The 15,835-nt window shown below is 48.9% G+C and carries 14 protein-coding genes; 5 read left to right on the top strand and 9 right to left on the bottom strand.

Translation table 11 applies throughout. The annotated features are described in order from the left end of the window. Positions 1–20 precede the first annotated feature (20 nt). Positions 21–404 (top strand): response regulator, encoded by a 384-nt coding sequence (locus PQG83_RS11570; RefSeq protein ID WP_312741091.1) that lies wholly within the window; start codon positions 21–23, stop codon positions 402–404. Next, positions 401–1,495 carry a CAF17-like 4Fe-4S cluster assembly/insertion protein YgfZ gene (ygfZ, locus tag PQG83_RS11575; RefSeq protein ID WP_312741093.1) on the top strand — a complete coding sequence of 365 codons (1,095 nt, stop codon included), beginning with the start codon at positions 401–403 and terminating at the stop codon, positions 1,493–1,495. The genes PQG83_RS11570 and ygfZ overlap by 4 nt, the downstream gene beginning before the upstream one ends. Positions 1,496–1,540: 45 nt before the next feature. On the opposite strand, the gene PQG83_RS11580 is transcribed toward ygfZ, so the two are convergent. Next, on the bottom strand, positions 1,541–2,017 hold the full coding sequence (locus PQG83_RS11580; protein WP_312741095.1) for a hypothetical protein: 477 nt from the start codon (positions 2,015–2,017) through the stop codon (positions 1,541–1,543). 237 nt (positions 2,018–2,254) lie between these two features. Here PQG83_RS11580 and PQG83_RS11585 point away from each other — a divergent pair, with 237 nt between their 5' ends. After that, complete coding sequence (locus PQG83_RS11585) at positions 2,255–2,476, top strand: hypothetical protein (RefSeq protein ID WP_312741097.1); 222 nt, start codon at positions 2,255–2,257, stop codon at positions 2,474–2,476. A gap of 147 nt (positions 2,477–2,623) precedes the next feature. On the opposite strand, the gene PQG83_RS11590 is transcribed toward PQG83_RS11585, so the two are convergent. Continuing rightward, the gene (locus tag PQG83_RS11590) at positions 2,624–3,016 is read right to left on the bottom strand and encodes a nuclear transport factor 2 family protein (protein ID WP_312643846.1); all 393 of its coding nucleotides are present in this window, start codon (positions 3,014–3,016) and stop codon (positions 2,624–2,626) included. Between the two features lie 37 nt (positions 3,017–3,053). Beyond that, positions 3,054–3,977 (bottom strand): DMT family transporter, encoded by a 924-nt coding sequence (locus tag PQG83_RS11595; RefSeq protein ID WP_312741099.1) that lies wholly within the window; start codon positions 3,975–3,977, stop codon positions 3,054–3,056. Positions 3,978–4,502: 525 nt separating this feature from the next. On the opposite strand from PQG83_RS11595, the gene PQG83_RS11600 reads away from it, so the two are divergent. Then, on the top strand, positions 4,503–4,850 hold the full coding sequence (locus tag PQG83_RS11600) for a 4Fe-4S dicluster domain-containing protein (RefSeq protein WP_312643850.1): 348 nt from the start codon (positions 4,503–4,505) through the stop codon (positions 4,848–4,850). Positions 4,851–4,955: 105 nt separating this feature from the next. Here PQG83_RS11600 and smc read toward each other — a convergent pair whose 3' ends face one another. From smc to PQG83_RS11615, 3 genes are all read right to left on the bottom strand, one after another. Next, the gene (gene smc, locus PQG83_RS11605) at positions 4,956–8,630 is read right to left on the bottom strand and encodes a chromosome segregation protein SMC (protein ID WP_312741101.1); all 3,675 of its coding nucleotides are present in this window, start codon (positions 8,628–8,630) and stop codon (positions 4,956–4,958) included. Between the two features lie 312 nt (positions 8,631–8,942). Next, entirely contained in the window at positions 8,943–9,881 is a 939-nt protein-coding gene (ispH, locus tag PQG83_RS11610; RefSeq protein ID WP_312741103.1) for a 4-hydroxy-3-methylbut-2-enyl diphosphate reductase, read from the bottom strand. Between the two features lie 161 nt (positions 9,882–10,042). Continuing rightward, positions 10,043–11,035, bottom strand: coding sequence for a 3-oxoacyl-ACP synthase III family protein (locus tag PQG83_RS11615; protein ID WP_312741106.1), 993 nt, complete (start codon positions 11,033–11,035; stop codon positions 10,043–10,045). Between the two features lie 235 nt (positions 11,036–11,270). Between PQG83_RS11615 and PQG83_RS11620 the strand changes: the two genes are divergently transcribed. After that, the gene (locus tag PQG83_RS11620) at positions 11,271–12,332 is read left to right on the top strand and encodes an outer membrane protein assembly factor BamD (RefSeq protein WP_312741108.1); all 1,062 of its coding nucleotides are present in this window, start codon (positions 11,271–11,273) and stop codon (positions 12,330–12,332) included. A 395-nt stretch (positions 12,333–12,727) separates the two neighbouring features. Here PQG83_RS11620 and galE read toward each other — a convergent pair whose 3' ends face one another. The 3 genes from galE to PQG83_RS11635 form a co-directional block, all read right to left on the bottom strand. Further along, positions 12,728–13,747 carry a UDP-glucose 4-epimerase GalE gene (gene galE, locus PQG83_RS11625; RefSeq protein WP_312741110.1) on the bottom strand — a complete coding sequence of 340 codons (1,020 nt, stop codon included), beginning with the start codon at positions 13,745–13,747 and terminating at the stop codon, positions 12,728–12,730. A 462-nt stretch (positions 13,748–14,209) separates the two neighbouring features. After that, complete coding sequence (locus PQG83_RS11630) at positions 14,210–14,959, bottom strand: cytochrome c biogenesis CcdA family protein (RefSeq protein WP_312643863.1); 750 nt, start codon at positions 14,957–14,959, stop codon at positions 14,210–14,212. A gap of 7 nt (positions 14,960–14,966) precedes the next feature. Beyond that, positions 14,967–15,587, bottom strand: a complete 621-nt coding sequence (locus PQG83_RS11635; RefSeq protein ID WP_312741112.1) for a TlpA disulfide reductase family protein — start codon at positions 15,585–15,587, stop codon at positions 14,967–14,969. Positions 15,588–15,835: the final 248 nt, after the last annotated feature.

Below are 15,835 nucleotides of genomic sequence, written 5' to 3' on the forward strand. Positions count from 1 at the left end.
CAATGTAAAGGCCTTACTAAATGCCAGACACCAAAACAATTCTTGTGGCCGTGAGTGATATCTTCTTCTACACCAAAATACGCGATGCCTTTTTACCACAAGGCTACAAACTGGAACGCCTCCGCACCGGAGATGACTGGCAAACAAAAGCTCTTGCCAGCCAACCCATGGGTATCATTATTAACATGAACGATGACCGCCTTAATGCCTCCGAAATTGTGAAATCTCTACGAACCCTTCCCCAAACACACTCATTGCCCATTCTGGCCTTTGCCAATCATGAAGAGGTTCAAACCTGGAAACTGGCCAAAGACCTTGGAATTCAAAAAATTGTCTCCCGCAATGAATTTTCTGCGCGGACACTCGCGCTGTTTGAGGAAATCACGGTGGCAACTACATCATGAAAACACTACCTCTTCATAAGCAGCATGAAGCCCTGGGAGCCACGTTTCAACCTTGTGGCGAGTGGGACGTCCCATTGCATTATGGGAATGCGCTCTTAGAGTATGAGTCCATTCATCAGCGAGCTGGCCTCGCCGACCTCTCCTTACGCGGGAAAATCATGGTTACGGGAGATGACCGGGTCACCTGGCTTCAAAATCTCATCAGCAATGATATTCTTCCTCTCAAATCCGGGCAGGGCCGGTATTCTGCATTTATGAACCATAAAGGGAAGATGCTCTCGTATTTTCGGGTGTTCCGGCAAACCGAAACCCTGATCATTGAAGATGTTGGGGAGGTAGGAGACCTCACCTATCAAGCACTTCGAAAATTTCTGCTCTATGGGACAAAAGCCAAACTTCACAATGGCCTGGAAAGCTGGGGACTTCTCCTTGTGACGGGGCCGAAGAGTCCGGAGGTTCTTAAGGATGCCTTGAATTTAGAGGTGGAATCGCTCCAGGTCTTAGACACCATCACCTTCGCATTAGGTGATACCCAAGGATTTCTTGCTCGCACGGAAGAAACGGGGGGACAAGACTACGAATTGTTTATTCCGGTCGAAGCCCTTCCTTCACTCTGGTCTCATCTCTTGAATACCGGAAAAGAGTTAGGCCTGCTCCCAGTCGGAAGGGAGGCACGTGAGACATCCAGGATTGAAGGTGGGTTGGCTCGCCTTGGGCCAGACTTAAATGAAAAAATCGTTCCGCCAGAAGCCAACCTTGAGGGAATTGCCTTTAGTTTATCGAAGGGATGTTATCCCGGGCAGGAAGTCGTCGCCCGAATGGATACGTACGGGTCGGTGAAGCGGCGAATGGTCGGCTTAGTTCTTGAAGCGGAAATCCCACAACTTCCTGAATTAGGTGCAAAGCTTTTTAGTGGAACTCGGGAAGTGGGGTGGGTGTCCAGTTCCACCCACTCCCCTCTCGTCAAAAAACCGATCGCCCTTGGATTTCCATTACGAGATTTTACCCAGCCCCAGACAAAACTGGAAATCGAGATCAGAGACCAGCGCTTCCCAGCCTCTGTCTGCGCCTTGCCGTTTACAGCCTCTTAATCAGCCGCGAGATTCCAAAAGAATTCTTCCGCACTCTGATAGGGATCAGGCTTTTTCCGGGTGTCGGCCATGAGAGATTTTTTCCGCAAAAGACAATACCGCTGGACGTTGTGCGTCGTTAAGCGCAAGAAGAATATGCGCCTCATCGCCATGCATCAATCGTAGACTAAGAAATGATTCTTCCGTGCGTTTTTCCTTATTATCCCAAGTCCCATCAATCAATTGAATTTTATCCAAATCACAGCAAGAAAAAACGTCATACCGAAAATACGAGTCCCCGATAACCATATCGAAAAGAACGTTGCCAGATGTCATAACCATGACGTTAAAACGCCCTTGATCCTCATAGCCTTCCGGCAAAAATTCATTGACATACAGAAGGTTAACCTTTCGACCTGTCAATGCCTGTTCAATCTTCGTGCTCAGAGCCGGATAATCGATTTGAAGAGCCCGCTCTTCCTGGCTCGTAGCGCGCAAAGCCATTTCTCTCGTTTGTTCAAACACATCTGTAGCAGTCAACACAGAATACGCTCCTTTCTTCCACGACACTATTAAATTATGTCGAATTGGTTCGTCTAAACAGGGTGCCTACGATACCCGCCATTTGACAGAGAAAGCAAGGGAATCAAACCCTCTATTAATGGCATCCACGTATAATTATTTTTAATCATGGCGTGAATTGATTGCCTTCTCAGCTCGCAGTTGGGCATACTTCGAATGGAAAATGTTGCCAGAGGAACCTTTAAGGAGAACCAGCTTATGGATGCCGATACGTGTCTAATTGGGGGATGCACCGAACCCCTCTACGCCCCTGCCGGAACTCAATCGTTATGCAAGGAACACTTTTTACAATTCGTCGTATGGCGCCGGAAAAAAGGCGGATTGGGTATGTTTAAAAAATATTGCGCCTTGAACATGGAAGAACGAGACGTGATTGTTGAAGAATGGGCTAAAACGACATTTAGTAAATCTGCCTCTTGATCAGTTCTTCTTGGCCTTCACACGCGTTGAATCATCATCCCGCCCTCACGCCTCTCTTTCCATCCCAAAAGTGAGGAAATCTCTCCTGCTACCCAAGCAATAGAAGGAATAACCTGCGTCGCCAAGTACCCAATGGATGATTTAACCTTATTCCATGAGCGGTGATCCATGGTGATGGATAATCTTCCACTCGTCTCCGATCCGCTCGAATAAATTGGTCGATACCACCTGGCTATTCTGTTCGTTCTCTCCCACCCGGCTGGTGATGTTTTCCGTACAAATGACCCAGGCCACATCGGCGGCAACTTGAACCTGTACTTCCGTCAGTTCAAATTTCATTGAAAACGTATTATTGAAAATGACCACCCAGGAATCTCTAACCGCCGGCCACCCGACCCGGATACTCCACCCTGGATGAATACAGGTTACATACTCTTGATGAGCCCAAATAGAATCCATCAGCGCAACATCCAGCTGTTCAAACCCACGGTAAAACAACTCATTCATCTGCGTCACTTCTTCAATCCGTTCCTTCAGCATTGTGCGCTCTCTTTCTCCATTTTTGCCAATTTCCTAATCAGGTGACCTTCACTAACACGGCACAGGATTGTCGATCAACCAACCAGACCCCAATCAAAATCAATCCTATCCCACTTATTTCTCTCATGCCAACCGGTTCCCCCAAAAACATCACCGAAAAACACAGCGCAGACACCGGAATAAGATTCCCAAAAATTCCTGCTCTGGACGGACCAATCCCTTTGACGCCAAGCAACCAGGCCTGTTGACCCAATGCCGTGGCAAATACCATCACGTAAAGAAGTGCCAGCCAGCCAGATACCGAAACCGACTCTACCCCTGTAACCAGGACTTTGTGATTTATGCTCAACAAAGGGATTTCCCAGATCAAAGAGAGTAGAAGAGTCGTCCACGTCACAGTCAGCGGAGAAAACCGTTCCATGGTTTTTCGACAGCCAATCGTATATAAGGCCCAACTGACTAAGGCACAGACCACCAGACTCCCTCCGAGTAAAGGATTGGAACCCAATCCATCCACCGCCTCGCGCCCGGAAATACTCAATACTCCTAAAAACGAAACAAGACAGCCAAGCCAAATCACACGCAGGGGAATATCCTTAAGGATGAGCGAGGACAAGAATGCGGTTATGGCCGGGCTTGAGCCTATAATGATGCCGGCAGCCCCTGCCCCAATAAATTGCAGGCCAAAGAGAACGAATAGATGATTACCAAGGACCCCAAATCCTAGGAAAAAAAAGTTTCGCCAATCTTTTCGTGAAAAAGAAACGACCCCTTCCTTCCAGAGCCAAAGCGGAATAAGAATGAGTAAGGCTCCCAACCCTCTAAAAACAGACGTCTCTACAGGCGAGAAAGGACCTAAAGCGACTTTTTGTGCAACTACCGACCCTCCCCAGACCACTGCAGCAGTTGTGAGGGCAGCGTAGGCGGAAAACGCTGAGGATCCCGAGCTAGCGTTCTTCATGGGGAGGCAAGTGAGAAAAATACGGAAGGGGCTGGAACCCCAATCGGACTGTCAGGCCAGACAACCCCTATCTTGAACGTACTCTGAGATGAGCCTACCAAGAGTTCATCCGCACATACAAAATCTTTCGCTCTACTTTACCCAAAGATAACTCCTAAAATGCGATGTGTCCTCTCCCTCAGCTATAATGAGGCATCGCTGCCTATAACAATAGTGCCTAGGTTCGTCAAGATCAGACTACATGACAGACTTCCAGCAATGCATAAATATATTCTTGATTTGTATGGGTACGGGGACCAACAATGTTCTTAGAAAAGTTTCTGAATATCTCTCATTTACCCGCCGGCCCGAATGGCTTATCTGATAGGTCTTCTGTCCGGTTGACGCAAAGAAATTTACACCGTTAAAATCGCCAAAGAGTTGATACTGTTCCGGCCCTCATGCCAAGGCAAATTTCAATAAGAATCGTAGGTGTTGGATTCCTACAATTGACATGACGGTTTATCTGTCCCCTAAGGAGGAATTATGTCGTTGCTAATCACAGAAGAGTGCATTAATTGTGGTGCCTGTCTCCCGGAATGTCCCAACGAGGCAATTTTTGAGACACGCAGTGCCGCGGAGGAAAAGGGCAATAAGGTCGGTGAAGGTCAGGGTGAAGGGGACACGGTCTACGTGATCACCTATGAGCGCTGCACAGAGTGCGTAGGGCATTTTGATGAGCCTCAATGTGCAGCTGTCTGTCCTGTCGACGATTGCTGCATACCTGATCCAGAAATCCCCGAGACAACGGATACACTACTGGATAAGGCCAAACAGCTGAATCCTGACAAAGAAATCGATCCAGCGAAAGTTTGGGCCGGCGTTCGGAATTAACCATTCCCAAAAACGTGGCTCTGTAAAAAAAGCCCCTTCCGATTTTCCAAGGAAGGGGCTTTTTCTTTTGGACTCCAACTATTGATGGAGCCCCACTGTGTATCCTCAGCTTACCTCTTCTAATTCATGGAGCCGGACAGCAATCAATTTCGAAACGCCAGGATCCTCCATTGTCACACCAAAAAGGGAGTTGGCAGTCTCCATGGTTCGTTTATTATGCGTGATCACAATAAATTGAGATCGGTCCGCCATTTGGCGCAAAAACTGACCAAACCTGACCACGTTCGTCTCATCTAATGGCGCATCCACCTCATCCAACACACAAAATGGAGAAGGTCGAATGAGAAAGCTCGCAAAGAGAAGGGCCATGACCGTCATGGTCTTTTCCCCTCCGGAAAGCATGTTGAGATTTTTCAAGCGCTTGCCTGGTGGTTGGGCGACAATTTCCACACCTGGCTCAAGGTTGGGACCTTCTGATTCCTGTCCTTCCTGAGTATCTTCGACTAAAATCAATTCAGCGCGTCCTCCAGCGAACAAGGCTGAAAAGACTTCGCTAAATTTCACTTGAAGTTCTTTAAAGGTCTCCGCAAACAGCTTATTGGTAGTTTGATTCAAACGCTGGATAATTTCCTGAAGGGATTGAATTGAACCGGCTAAATCTTCTTCTTGCGCCAATAAAAATTGATAGCGTTCTTCTAATTGAGCATGCTCCTCAATAGCAGCCAAATTAATTGGACCGATACGCTCTAATTTTTTCCTGATACTCTGTAATTGCTCTCTCCACTGGCCGGTTTTTTCCTCAGAAGCCTGTTCACTCCCTTCCAGACCTTCGGCGATCTGTCCGGCATCAGGAGGATTTTTGAGGTCATCCGTTGATATTTCGTATGTCATGGTCAGGGTTTCTTCCACAGCACGAAACTTCGCCCGAACTTCCGCTAAACGTCCCTCGATCGGCACACGGGACTTAAAGATGTGGCTCAATGTTTCACGAGCCTTTCCGATTAGACCATCCAACCGTTTCACTTCCTCCATACATCCTGCATGACGGTTCTGAAGCTCCAATAATGTGCCGGCAACGGCCTCTTTCTGGATGTCTAATTCTTCAACCAAACTCTCATTTGTGAGACGTTCTTCCTGACTCTTTCGACTTTGCAGAAAGAGGTGCTCCAATTGTCCATCAATTTGTCGAATTCGGGTATTCCGATGCTCTTCTTCCCGTTCAATTCGTTCAACATTAGCCTGCTCATAATCCCATTGGGACTTCAAAGCCTGAAAATTCATTCGTGTGTCATTGAGACTTTGCAACATGTCCTGTCGCTCTTGGTCTAATGTATTCAGAGCATCCAACAGTTGCCGAAGCGCCTCATCCTCATGGGCTCGTGTCTGATTAAGATGCTCAAGCCGGGTCTGGACCTCTACTTCTTCAACTTGCAGCTGTCCCCATTCCTCCTCTTCCGCTAATCGATCCTGCTGAAGTGCATCTAACCGACGTAGGAGATCGGGAAGAGCCTTCTCTTTGGAAGAAACCTCTTTTTGAATGGTCAACATGTGAAATTCCATCTCCCGGATGGACAACGTGGCTTCTTCTAGTTGTCGCGACACGTCCTCAATTTCCTGTAGAAGCGTCTTCCGGTTCGCTTTGGCTTCCTCCAACCCCACGGTAAGACTGTTCAACTTTTCTTCCAATGTGAGAATTTCTCGCCGGCGACGTAATAACCCACCAGCTTCTCCACCAGACCCGCCACTGATGATTCCAGAGGGGGACACAAGTTCTCCGCCCAAAGCCACTAAAAGCGGGCCGTTCCCCTGGAACCAGGAATGTTCGGTCATGAGATGTAACGCTCCAGACAATGACCTGACAATGACCGTATTCCCCAGCAAGGCCTCGATCACAGGTTTCAACTCGTCCGGAACCTGAACAAAATTTATAGCCAAGCCCCGCACTTCCGGATCATGCTGAATGATATTCCACCAATCAGCTGTGCCCTTTGGACCCTGTCGGGGAATATTCAAAGGAATAAAGCTGCCTCTTCCCCATTCATGTTGTTTGAATTGCGCAATGGACAATTCTGCCTCTTGTGACGATTGGACAATCCATGCCTGCAGCCGGTCGCCTAGAACGGCTTCTATGGCTTTCTCAACATCCTCAGGCACTTCCATCCGTTCGGCCAACGCCTCTTGAATGGACGAACACGCAACGCGAATGGAGGCTTCATCCCCCTCACCATGGTGGCCATACCCTATTGCTTCCCGAAAAACACTTTGAATCGCACGCAATTCAGATTCAGCGCCAGCGGCTTGGGTTTGAAGGTCGAGAATTTTTTCATCAAGCTCTTCTCTGGTTTCTCGCTGACTTTGCAGGTTGACCTCTAATCGGTCCTGGTTGTTTCGAAGCGCGTCAAGCTGACTTTCGAGCGATGAGGATTCCTGTCGAAGGGCCTCACTTTCAGCTTGAAGGGTGGTTTGATCGTTCTGCGATTGAGTATATTCCACTGCCAGACGTTCGATCCGTCTGGCCATCGAACTCTGCCCTTCAGCAATACTTCGCAAGCGGTTTTCCTGATTCGTTTTTTCAACAGCCAAGGCCAGGATGGTTTCCCGCCCCTTGTCGACCTTTTCCGCAGTTTCTCGACGGCGAACGGCCAGATCGGCTATGCCCCCCTCTCCTTCTTCCAAAGTGACAGAAAGAATTTCCATCTCGCACCGAATTTGGGCCAGTCGCTCTCTCAAGGCTTCCAACGAACCCGTGGCCTCCCGGCCCTCCCCATTCAACCGTGCTCGCTCCTCCATGACCTGTTCATGTTGCTGTTCATATTGGTCAAGCCGATTGCGTTCAATCTGAATTGCCGTAAACGCATGGGACAGTTGCTGCTCAATCTCTCGAAACCGGTCCTGCGCTTCCTTGAGAGTTTCGCTAGCAGACGTCAGCTCCAACTGCACGGTTTGGTGTTCGGCCACAAGTCGAGCCTCTTCAGTCAAACAGGAGAGTTCTTGGCTTTCAGATTCTTGTAACTCATTTTCAAACTGACACTGGTCTTGATAAAACCGGCGAAAGTCATGAGTCAATAACTGCACCTCAAGCTCGCGAGCTTCACGGAGAAAGGCCTGATACTCTTCTGCTTGTTTCGCCTGACGATTGAGCGTCCGAAGCTGACCCCGGACTTCTCCGAGAATATCCCGAACCCGCAAAAGATTATTTTCCGTACTTTGTAATTTTCGTAACGCCTCCGCCTTTTGTTTTTTATATCGAATGATACCTGCCGTGCCCTCAATAAATTCACGCCGTTCCTGTGGGGAGGCACTCAGTAACTGTTCAATATTGCCCTGTTCAATAACGGACTGTCCTCTAGCTCCCGCTCGGGCATTCCAGAGAAATCCTCGAATATCCTTGAGGCGACAGGGAATCTTATTAAAATAATATTCACTGTCTCCCTCGCGGTAGAGCCGACGGGTGATCATCACATCCGTCGGCTGATCAAGCCCTTCCAGAATGGCAGAGACAGGCTCCAACTCACGGGACGTCACCTCGGAAAAAATGAGCGAGGCCTCGACCATTCCCATAGGTTTGCGTTGCTCAGTCCCATTAAAAATAACGTCTTCCATGCGCTCGCTTCGTAAGCTCTTTACGCTTTGCTCACCCATTGCCCACAAAATGGCATCCACGATATTACTTTTCCCTGTCCCGTTGGGACCGACGACAGCAGTTATCCCGTTCGGGAAATCTATTTTTGCCTCAGCAAAAGATTTAAACCCACTGACGACTAGAGTACGAAGAAACATATTCCCCCTCAGAATGGAGTGGATGCCAGGGCAGTAATTTGGCTCAAATCAGTACCATAAGAAGAAAGAAAAATCAAAGTTTTCCACAAAATGCTGTGGGTCTGACTATCGGCCTATTCAATATCTTGACATATTGCCAAAACTACGGCTCCTGTCAACAGGACAAAAGCCTTTTACGGGACATCTTCCATCAAGGGGGATTCCCGAAACAAACAGGTCCGACTGCTTCACAGTACGAGGAAAGGTAATGAGGTAGGATATATCGGAAAAGATACGCTTGCGCTCCTCCAGGAAAGCGGAAACTATGGGAACTTATCGCGGAACTTTGGCCATCAGTAATTCTTTGGGAAGAAGAAATTCAACATTCTCTTCCACCACAGTCAACTCCTCTACCGATGTGGCTCCATGCTCTTTCAAAAACTTAATGACCTGAGCTACCAATACTTCTGGAGCCGAGGCCCCTGCCGCAATGCCGATTGCGTTCACACCTTCCAGCCATTGAGTCTGAATATCCTGATAAGAATCAATGAGGTATGAAGGGATCCCACAACGCTCGCCCAATTCTCTCAATCGGTTGGAATTGGAGCTATTGGGAGACCCGATTACCAGAATGACATCAACAAATTGGGACAGCTCTTTGACTGCATTTTGCCGATTTTGTGTGGCATAACAAATATCTTCCTGATGTGGCCCCTTAATTCCCGGAAACCGACGGTGCAAGGCAGCAACAATATCCCGACATTCATCCACGCTCAACGTGGTTTGTGTGACATAGGACAGGTGAAGAGGATTTGCAACTTCTAACGAATCCACGTCCTCTACCGAGGATACTAAATGGAATTTATCAGGCACCTGTCCGAGAGTTCCCACAACCTCAGGGTGTCCCGCGTGACCAATCAGGATCAGCTCATATTCGTTGGAATAATCCCTGTTCACTTCGTTATGGACCTTGATGACCAGGGGACATGTGGCATCAATCACTTTCAAATTTCGTCTTCTGGATTCTTCCCACACCTCTTTTGCCACACCATGTGCGCTGAAAATGACAATGGCGCCATCAGGGACCTCATTCAGTTCTTCCACAAAAATAGCGCCCTTTCCACGAAGGGACTCGACCACATGACGACTATGGACGATTTCATGCCGAACATAAATTGGTGCCCCGTAAGTCTTAAGGGACAAATCGACGATTTCAATCGCTCGATCCACCCCCGCACAGAACCCTCTCGGATTGGCCAGGAAGATTTTCAACGCACCCTCCTTACAAAATATTTATATTAAATATTTATCTAGCTAAATTATCTATTCCACTCATGCCTTTTGCGCACGATAGGCCAAATTGCCAGAGATCGTCAACACGATGCCCAACCCGATTTCTCGGATAAGACGGCTACCACGCGAAGAGGGCGATGTTACCCCCACCGAACCAAAGCCGTACCCCAGGTAAGCCCTCCCCCAAAGGCTCCCAACATGACCCGATCGCCCTTTTTCAGTCTCTGATTTCGGCACGCATGATCTAACGCCATCGGCAATGAAGCCGAAGAGGTATTTCCGACTTGCTCGATCATCGAAAGGCATCGCTCAGGAGCGACTCCGATATTTTCACAAAACTGGGTCAGCATACGCCCATTCGCTTGATGAAAAATGACCTGGTCAAGCTGCGACACATCCCATTTCTCCTGCGCCAAATGGTCGCTGACCGCTTGGCCTAGGCGCCTGATTGCGATACGAAACACCCGCGAACCCCGTATTCGCAGGGTATGCGCACTGGCATCAAGGACATCTTGGGACAAAGGTTGACGGGAACCACCTCCGGCAATTTTGACCAGATCATGATACGCCCCGTCGGCGTGAAGTCGAATGCTGACCACGCCCATGTCGGGATTTGACGATCTCTCGACAATAGCCGCACCAGCCCCATCACCAAATAACATGGCTGTACTCAGATCTTTGACATCCAAGGACCGAGATTTGATTTCAGAAGCCACGACGAGACATCTTCGAAACTGCCCGGCCCGAATGAAACAATCCGCCATGGAAAGACCATAGAGAAACCCTGAGCAAGAGGCTGAGAGGTCAAATGCTGGGATGCCCATGATACCAAGTCGGGCTTGAAGCAAACAGGCCGTGGAGGGAAAAATCATCTCCGGAGAGGTGGAAGACACCAGAATAGCGTCAAGATCTTCCGGAACCAAACCGGCCTGATCCAATGCCCTTCGCGTCGCCTGTTCCGCCAAAAATGAGCATTCCTCCTGCGAATCCGCCCAAAACCTGGTCCGGATACCAGAAACTCGGAAAATATATGACGGCTCAATTCCCAAAAGATCGGCCACCTCCTGATTATCGACTCGACGCCCAGGAAGAAAAGAGCCGGTTCCGACGATTCGAGAAAGGTTGGTATTCATCTTATTTTCATCGCCTATCCCTTGAATGAACGCACATTGACTGTGGCAAATTTTTCATATCTACCAAATTTTGTGGTAAAAGGGAGACAATTTGTCCTGAAAAAATTAACACAGTCGCAACATTAAAGACTTTCTTTCATTGGTCCGAATCTTGTATAGATATGGGCTGTTTCTACCTCTATACCAACTTTCACCGAACTTATATGATCACAACCCTGCCTGGAGTGACTTACCTGTGAAATTTCCGGTCAATTTTCGAACTCTTTTGCTTCCATTCCTCACTGCTCTGATCATAATCGCCGGATGCTCCTCAACTCCCAAACCAACGGAGCACACCGACAACACATCGAAAAAAGAAGTGTCTTCAACGGACGAACAAATCTTCGTCGGCGATTCCGTGGAAATGAGTTACGATCCGAACGTAATCATGAAACGTGCCGAATCTTTTTTTGACAAGGAATCCTATGCGGAATCCATCGTGGAATACAAACATTTTCTTGACCTGCACCGAAATCACATATTAGCCCCTTATGCCCAATACAAAATTGGGGTCAGCCATTTCAAACAATACCGGACGGTCGATCGTGACCCAGAGCCCTTGGAGGAATCGATCCAGAGCTTCGAGAAACTTCTTCAAGAATTTCCGGCAAGCCGTTATGAAGCGGAAGCGAAGCAAACCATTTTGATTTGTAAAGAACAATTAGCACAACGGCACTTGATGGTTGGGCATTTCTACCTCAAACGTGGTTCTTATCTCGCTGCTGCCCATCGATTCGAAAAGATCATCAAGGAATATCCTGAATTAGAAACTGCTGGGGATGCCATGTTCCATCTGGCAAAAACCTATCAAAACCTGGGAATCGAAGAATGGTCCCAGGAATGGTTACTCACTCTGGTCAACGAACATCCCAACAACCCCTATCACTCAGACGGCAAAAAACTCCTGGCAAAGCTGGAAAAAAAGAATCCTACTCTTCTAGCTTCCCTTCCTCCCGATCCCTCGCCGAATGAGCACAACACCCCCGATCCTGCGGTAAGAGGACAGCGTTCTGACAATCAACTCCTTGTAAGGACAGTATCCCATACCCCGGAATCCCCATTGTTATCCTCAGCAGCAGCTACCTCCCCGACAGTAAAGCCGGCCATGCTAAGCGCCCCCACAGCTTCGGACCTGCCTCTCTCCAAGACAGCTTGTACAATTGGCACGTGGTGTGATTCACCATCCTCCTCGGCCACAACGCCCCCCATACAGTTATCGAGTAGCGCGAAATCCTGTAAAACCGGCGAATGGTGCTAACCCGCTATTTTCTTACTGACTTAGCTGAACCCTGTTCTTAAGTGGTCGTATAAAGGCCAATTTCCCTCATTGGCCAAATCTTCCTTTTTCCTCCCCAAGTATTTGTCCCAAAAGACTGAATTCCTCTGTGGTGGAAATGAAGGACGTCTCGTTCCAAAAATATTTATCGAGCAGACTCCTGACCGCTTTCGGAATGAATTCCCTAATAGCGGCTCCCACGCGAACTTCCCGTGGCTTCACGGAACCGAATCTTCTCTGGCTAGATCATGCCATGCAATTGAGTTGGGAAAGCCCGTATGGTACGTCCGGCCATGCGCCATTTACCAGAACCTTCGGGCACTAGACTCTCGGCGGCCCTTCAAACAGAGACCTGCAGATCAACTTTGGGGGATGAATCAGAGAGCATAGCCCTGAGGGTTGTCATGTTGCCACCGCCAGGCATCCGCGCACATCTTATTGAGTCCGCGTTCAGCTCGCCACCCCAATAGTGTGAAAGCTTGTTTCGGATCAGCATAGCAAGAAGCAATGTCACCGGGGCGGCGTGGTGCGATCTTATAGGGAATCGGCTTGCCACTCACGGCCTCAAATTCCCGCACGATCTCCAAAACACTGTACCCGAAGCCCGTACCAAGGTTAACCGTTAGGCATTCTTTCTGAACATCCAGTCGAGCCAATGCCTCTAGTGCTTTGAGATGCCCCAGTGCCAAATCAACTACATGAATATAATCCCGCACTCCGGTCCCATCGGGAGTAGGATAGTCGGCACCCCATACGTTCAAATGTTCCCGCCGTCCCACTGCAACCTGCGCCACAAAGGGTAACAAATTGTTGGGCATCCCCTGAGGATCTTCACCAATCAGACCACTATCATGCGCCCCAACAGGATTAAAGTACCGCAAGATGCCGATCCGCCAGGAGGGATCGCTGCGGTGTGCGTCCCGCAAGATCTCCTCCACCATCAGTTTTGTGCGACCATATGGATTGGTCGCAGATAGGGGGTGGTCCTCGGTGAGCGGAAGGTGTTGCGGATCGCCATATACCGTGGCAGAAGAGCTGAATACAATCTGTTTCACGCCGCACTCTCCCATGGCCTCCAACAGGCGCAGGGACCCAACCACATTGTTGTCATAATAGGCCAATGGTTGTTGAACCGATTCTCCCACCGCCTTGAGACCGGCAAAGTGGATGACTGCAGTCGCCCCGCTTTCGCGCAGAGCCGCCACTACTGCGGCACGATCACGGCAGTCCCCGCGTATCAGGCGAAGGGGTTTCCCTGTAATATGCTGCACCCTCGCCAACGACTCAGGATGGCTATTAGAGAAGTTGTCAAACACCGTCACATCACAGCCCGCATGGAGGAGCTCCACGCAAGTATGTGACCCGATATAGCCGGCACCGCCGGTTACCAAGATCATTGAGAACGCTCCCGTTGAAATTGAGATAGCCCGCTGCTTTTTCTTTTCATCTTTTTCCTTGGTACATCACGTGCAGGAGGCTGAGATACATCAATGATGACAAGCCAACGATTCCGTATTATGGAGTCTCAAAAATGTGCTGGGACCCTACATTGAGAAGAAATGTGCGTCAAGAAATAGATCGGTAAGGAATAGAGGTGAATTGAGGAACATCAATACATGAAACCGGGGAGCCGGCGGCTCAAAAAAAACAAGACCCGTTCATGAATCCTCTAACCAATTCTCTCCCACGGCCCCAACCACTCCATAACCAGGAGAAAACCGTCCCTACTCCATAAATATTAAACGCTCCAGCATACCCCTACATCAGCTTGAGCCCACCATCATTCTGGACACTATATAAGCGAGTGGGAAAACGAGGAAAGAAGAAAGAGGAGAATAGGCCAGATCGTGCAGGCCTTTTTATTGGCCGATGTACCAACCAATACCGTTACGTTCAAGAAAACTGGTGATGAGTGTCAGAGAATCCGCATAAATCATGACGCCGACCGCCACTAACAGCCCGCCGCTAATAAACGACACCCCCCCTAAATATGACCGCAGGTTTTTGAAGTAGCTCAAAAACGTATCCATCCCAAATGCCGTCAAAAAAAACGGGAGACCTAACCCCAACGAGTAGGCCGATAGAAGCATCACCCCGCTGGACATTGATTCTGTCGTACTGGCATAGGCCAGTATGGCCCCCAACACCGGTCCTACGCACGGCGTCCAGCCGGCGGCAAATGCGGTCCCGATCAGAAAGGAACCCAGGTAGCCGACGGGACGCGTCTCGAAATGCATCAACCGTCGTTCAGTCATAAAAAAACTTAATTTCAAAATACCAAGCAAATATAGCCCGAAAATAATAATCAGGACACCCCCGACTTTCCGGATCACGTCCTGATAGTCATACAACAATTGCCCCATCAGGCTGGCCGATGCTCCAAACGCGATAAAGACGGTGGAAAACCCGGCAATAAACAACAGCGCATTGAGGATAATCGCGGACTTAAATCGTTCCCGCTCTTCAACTTTCGCGAGATTTTCCACCGAGAGTCCGGTGATATAGGATAGATAGGAAGGGACGAGGGGGAGGACGCAGGGGGAAACAAAAGACAGCAGTCCGGCACTAAACGCCGCAAGCAAAGACACCTGGCTGATCGAATCGATCATATTGTTCTTACATCCGTTGGGAAGACTCTGGAATCGACTCTTGAAGTACCTCGGCAATTCCCCTGCGAGCTTCAGGGCTATTCCAATCACGGGATCCGAAGACCACCTGTCGGATGATGCCTTGACGATCAATCGCAAAGGTCATAGGGAGCGTCCGTGCGCCATAGGTCAACCCTACCTCATAATCCTGATCATGCAAGATAGGAAAGCTCAAGCCCATCGCCTCCTGAAAAGGCCTAGTCACGGCAGTGCCCTGTTGGTCAACGGAAACCGCCACAATTTCCAAACCTTTCGATCGCATACTCCGATACAAAGCCTCCATTGCGGGCATTTCAACCCGGCACGGCCCACACCAGGTCGCCCAAAAATTCAGCAACACTACTTTTCCCTTAAAATCGGACAGCGAAACAGCCTTTCCATGCATATCCATCAAGCGAAAATCCGGAGCGGGGGATCCCTTTGACGGACGGGAAGCTACAGAATGAGAAGATGGCGCATCGGCAAAAGAACTTTCAGAATAGCCGGAATCGCAGCCTAGAAGAAGGCAAAAAATCCCCATCCCTCCCAAAAAGAGTCCAGATTTCGAGAGGTAATGGCCTGCGGCCCTCAACCCAAGAATGGTTTTCAATTCACTGCCTCCCCACAAAACAACTATTCAAGCACACCCAATGGACTATACCGACAAACTCCTTCAACCTTCATCATAAGACCCGATAAATTTCATCGTCAACGCACTTCCTTTCTTACGGATTGACCCACCAGGATCATTGGGATTTTATTGGATCAGGTGCCTGCCAACTCCATATTTTTGAGGAGATCCATATAAATTACCAGGTCTGGACGATAAGATAACGGGAAAGCCAAATGTGATGGTTC

The sequence above is a fragment of the Candidatus Nitrospira neomarina genome (genome assembly GCF_032051675.1).
Lineage (GTDB): Bacteria > Nitrospirota > Nitrospiria > Nitrospirales > UBA8639 > Nitrospira_E > Nitrospira_E neomarina.

Bases quoted from the DNA above. Each gene is read 5' to 3' on its own strand.
- PQG83_RS11585 (WP_312741097.1), top strand. From the start codon at position 2,255: ATGGATGCCGATACGTGTCTAATTGGGGGATGCACCGAACCCCTCTAC.
- PQG83_RS11600 (WP_312643850.1), top strand. From the start codon at position 4,503: ATGTCGTTGCTAATCACAGAAGAGTGCATTAATTGTGGTGCCTGTCTC.
- PQG83_RS11615 (WP_312741106.1), bottom strand. From the start codon at position 11,035: ATGAATACCAACCTTTCTCGAATCGTCGGAACCGGCTCTTTTCTTCCT.
- PQG83_RS11590 (WP_312643846.1), bottom strand. From the start codon at position 3,016: ATGCTGAAGGAACGGATTGAAGAAGTGACGCAGATGAATGAGTTGTTT.
- smc (WP_312741101.1), bottom strand. From the start codon at position 8,630: ATGTTTCTTCGTACTCTAGTCGTCAGTGGGTTTAAATCTTTTGCTGAG.
- PQG83_RS11570 (WP_312741091.1), top strand. From the start codon at position 21: ATGCCAGACACCAAAACAATTCTTGTGGCCGTGAGTGATATCTTCTTC.
- PQG83_RS11595 (WP_312741099.1), bottom strand. From the start codon at position 3,977: ATGAAGAACGCTAGCTCGGGATCCTCAGCGTTTTCCGCCTACGCTGCC.
- PQG83_RS11630 (WP_312643863.1), bottom strand. From the start codon at position 14,959: ATGATCGATTCGATCAGCCAGGTGTCTTTGCTTGCGGCGTTTAGTGCC.
- ygfZ (WP_312741093.1), top strand. From the start codon at position 401: ATGAAAACACTACCTCTTCATAAGCAGCATGAAGCCCTGGGAGCCACG.
- galE (WP_312741110.1), bottom strand. From the start codon at position 13,747: ATGATCTTGGTAACCGGCGGTGCCGGCTATATCGGGTCACATACTTGC.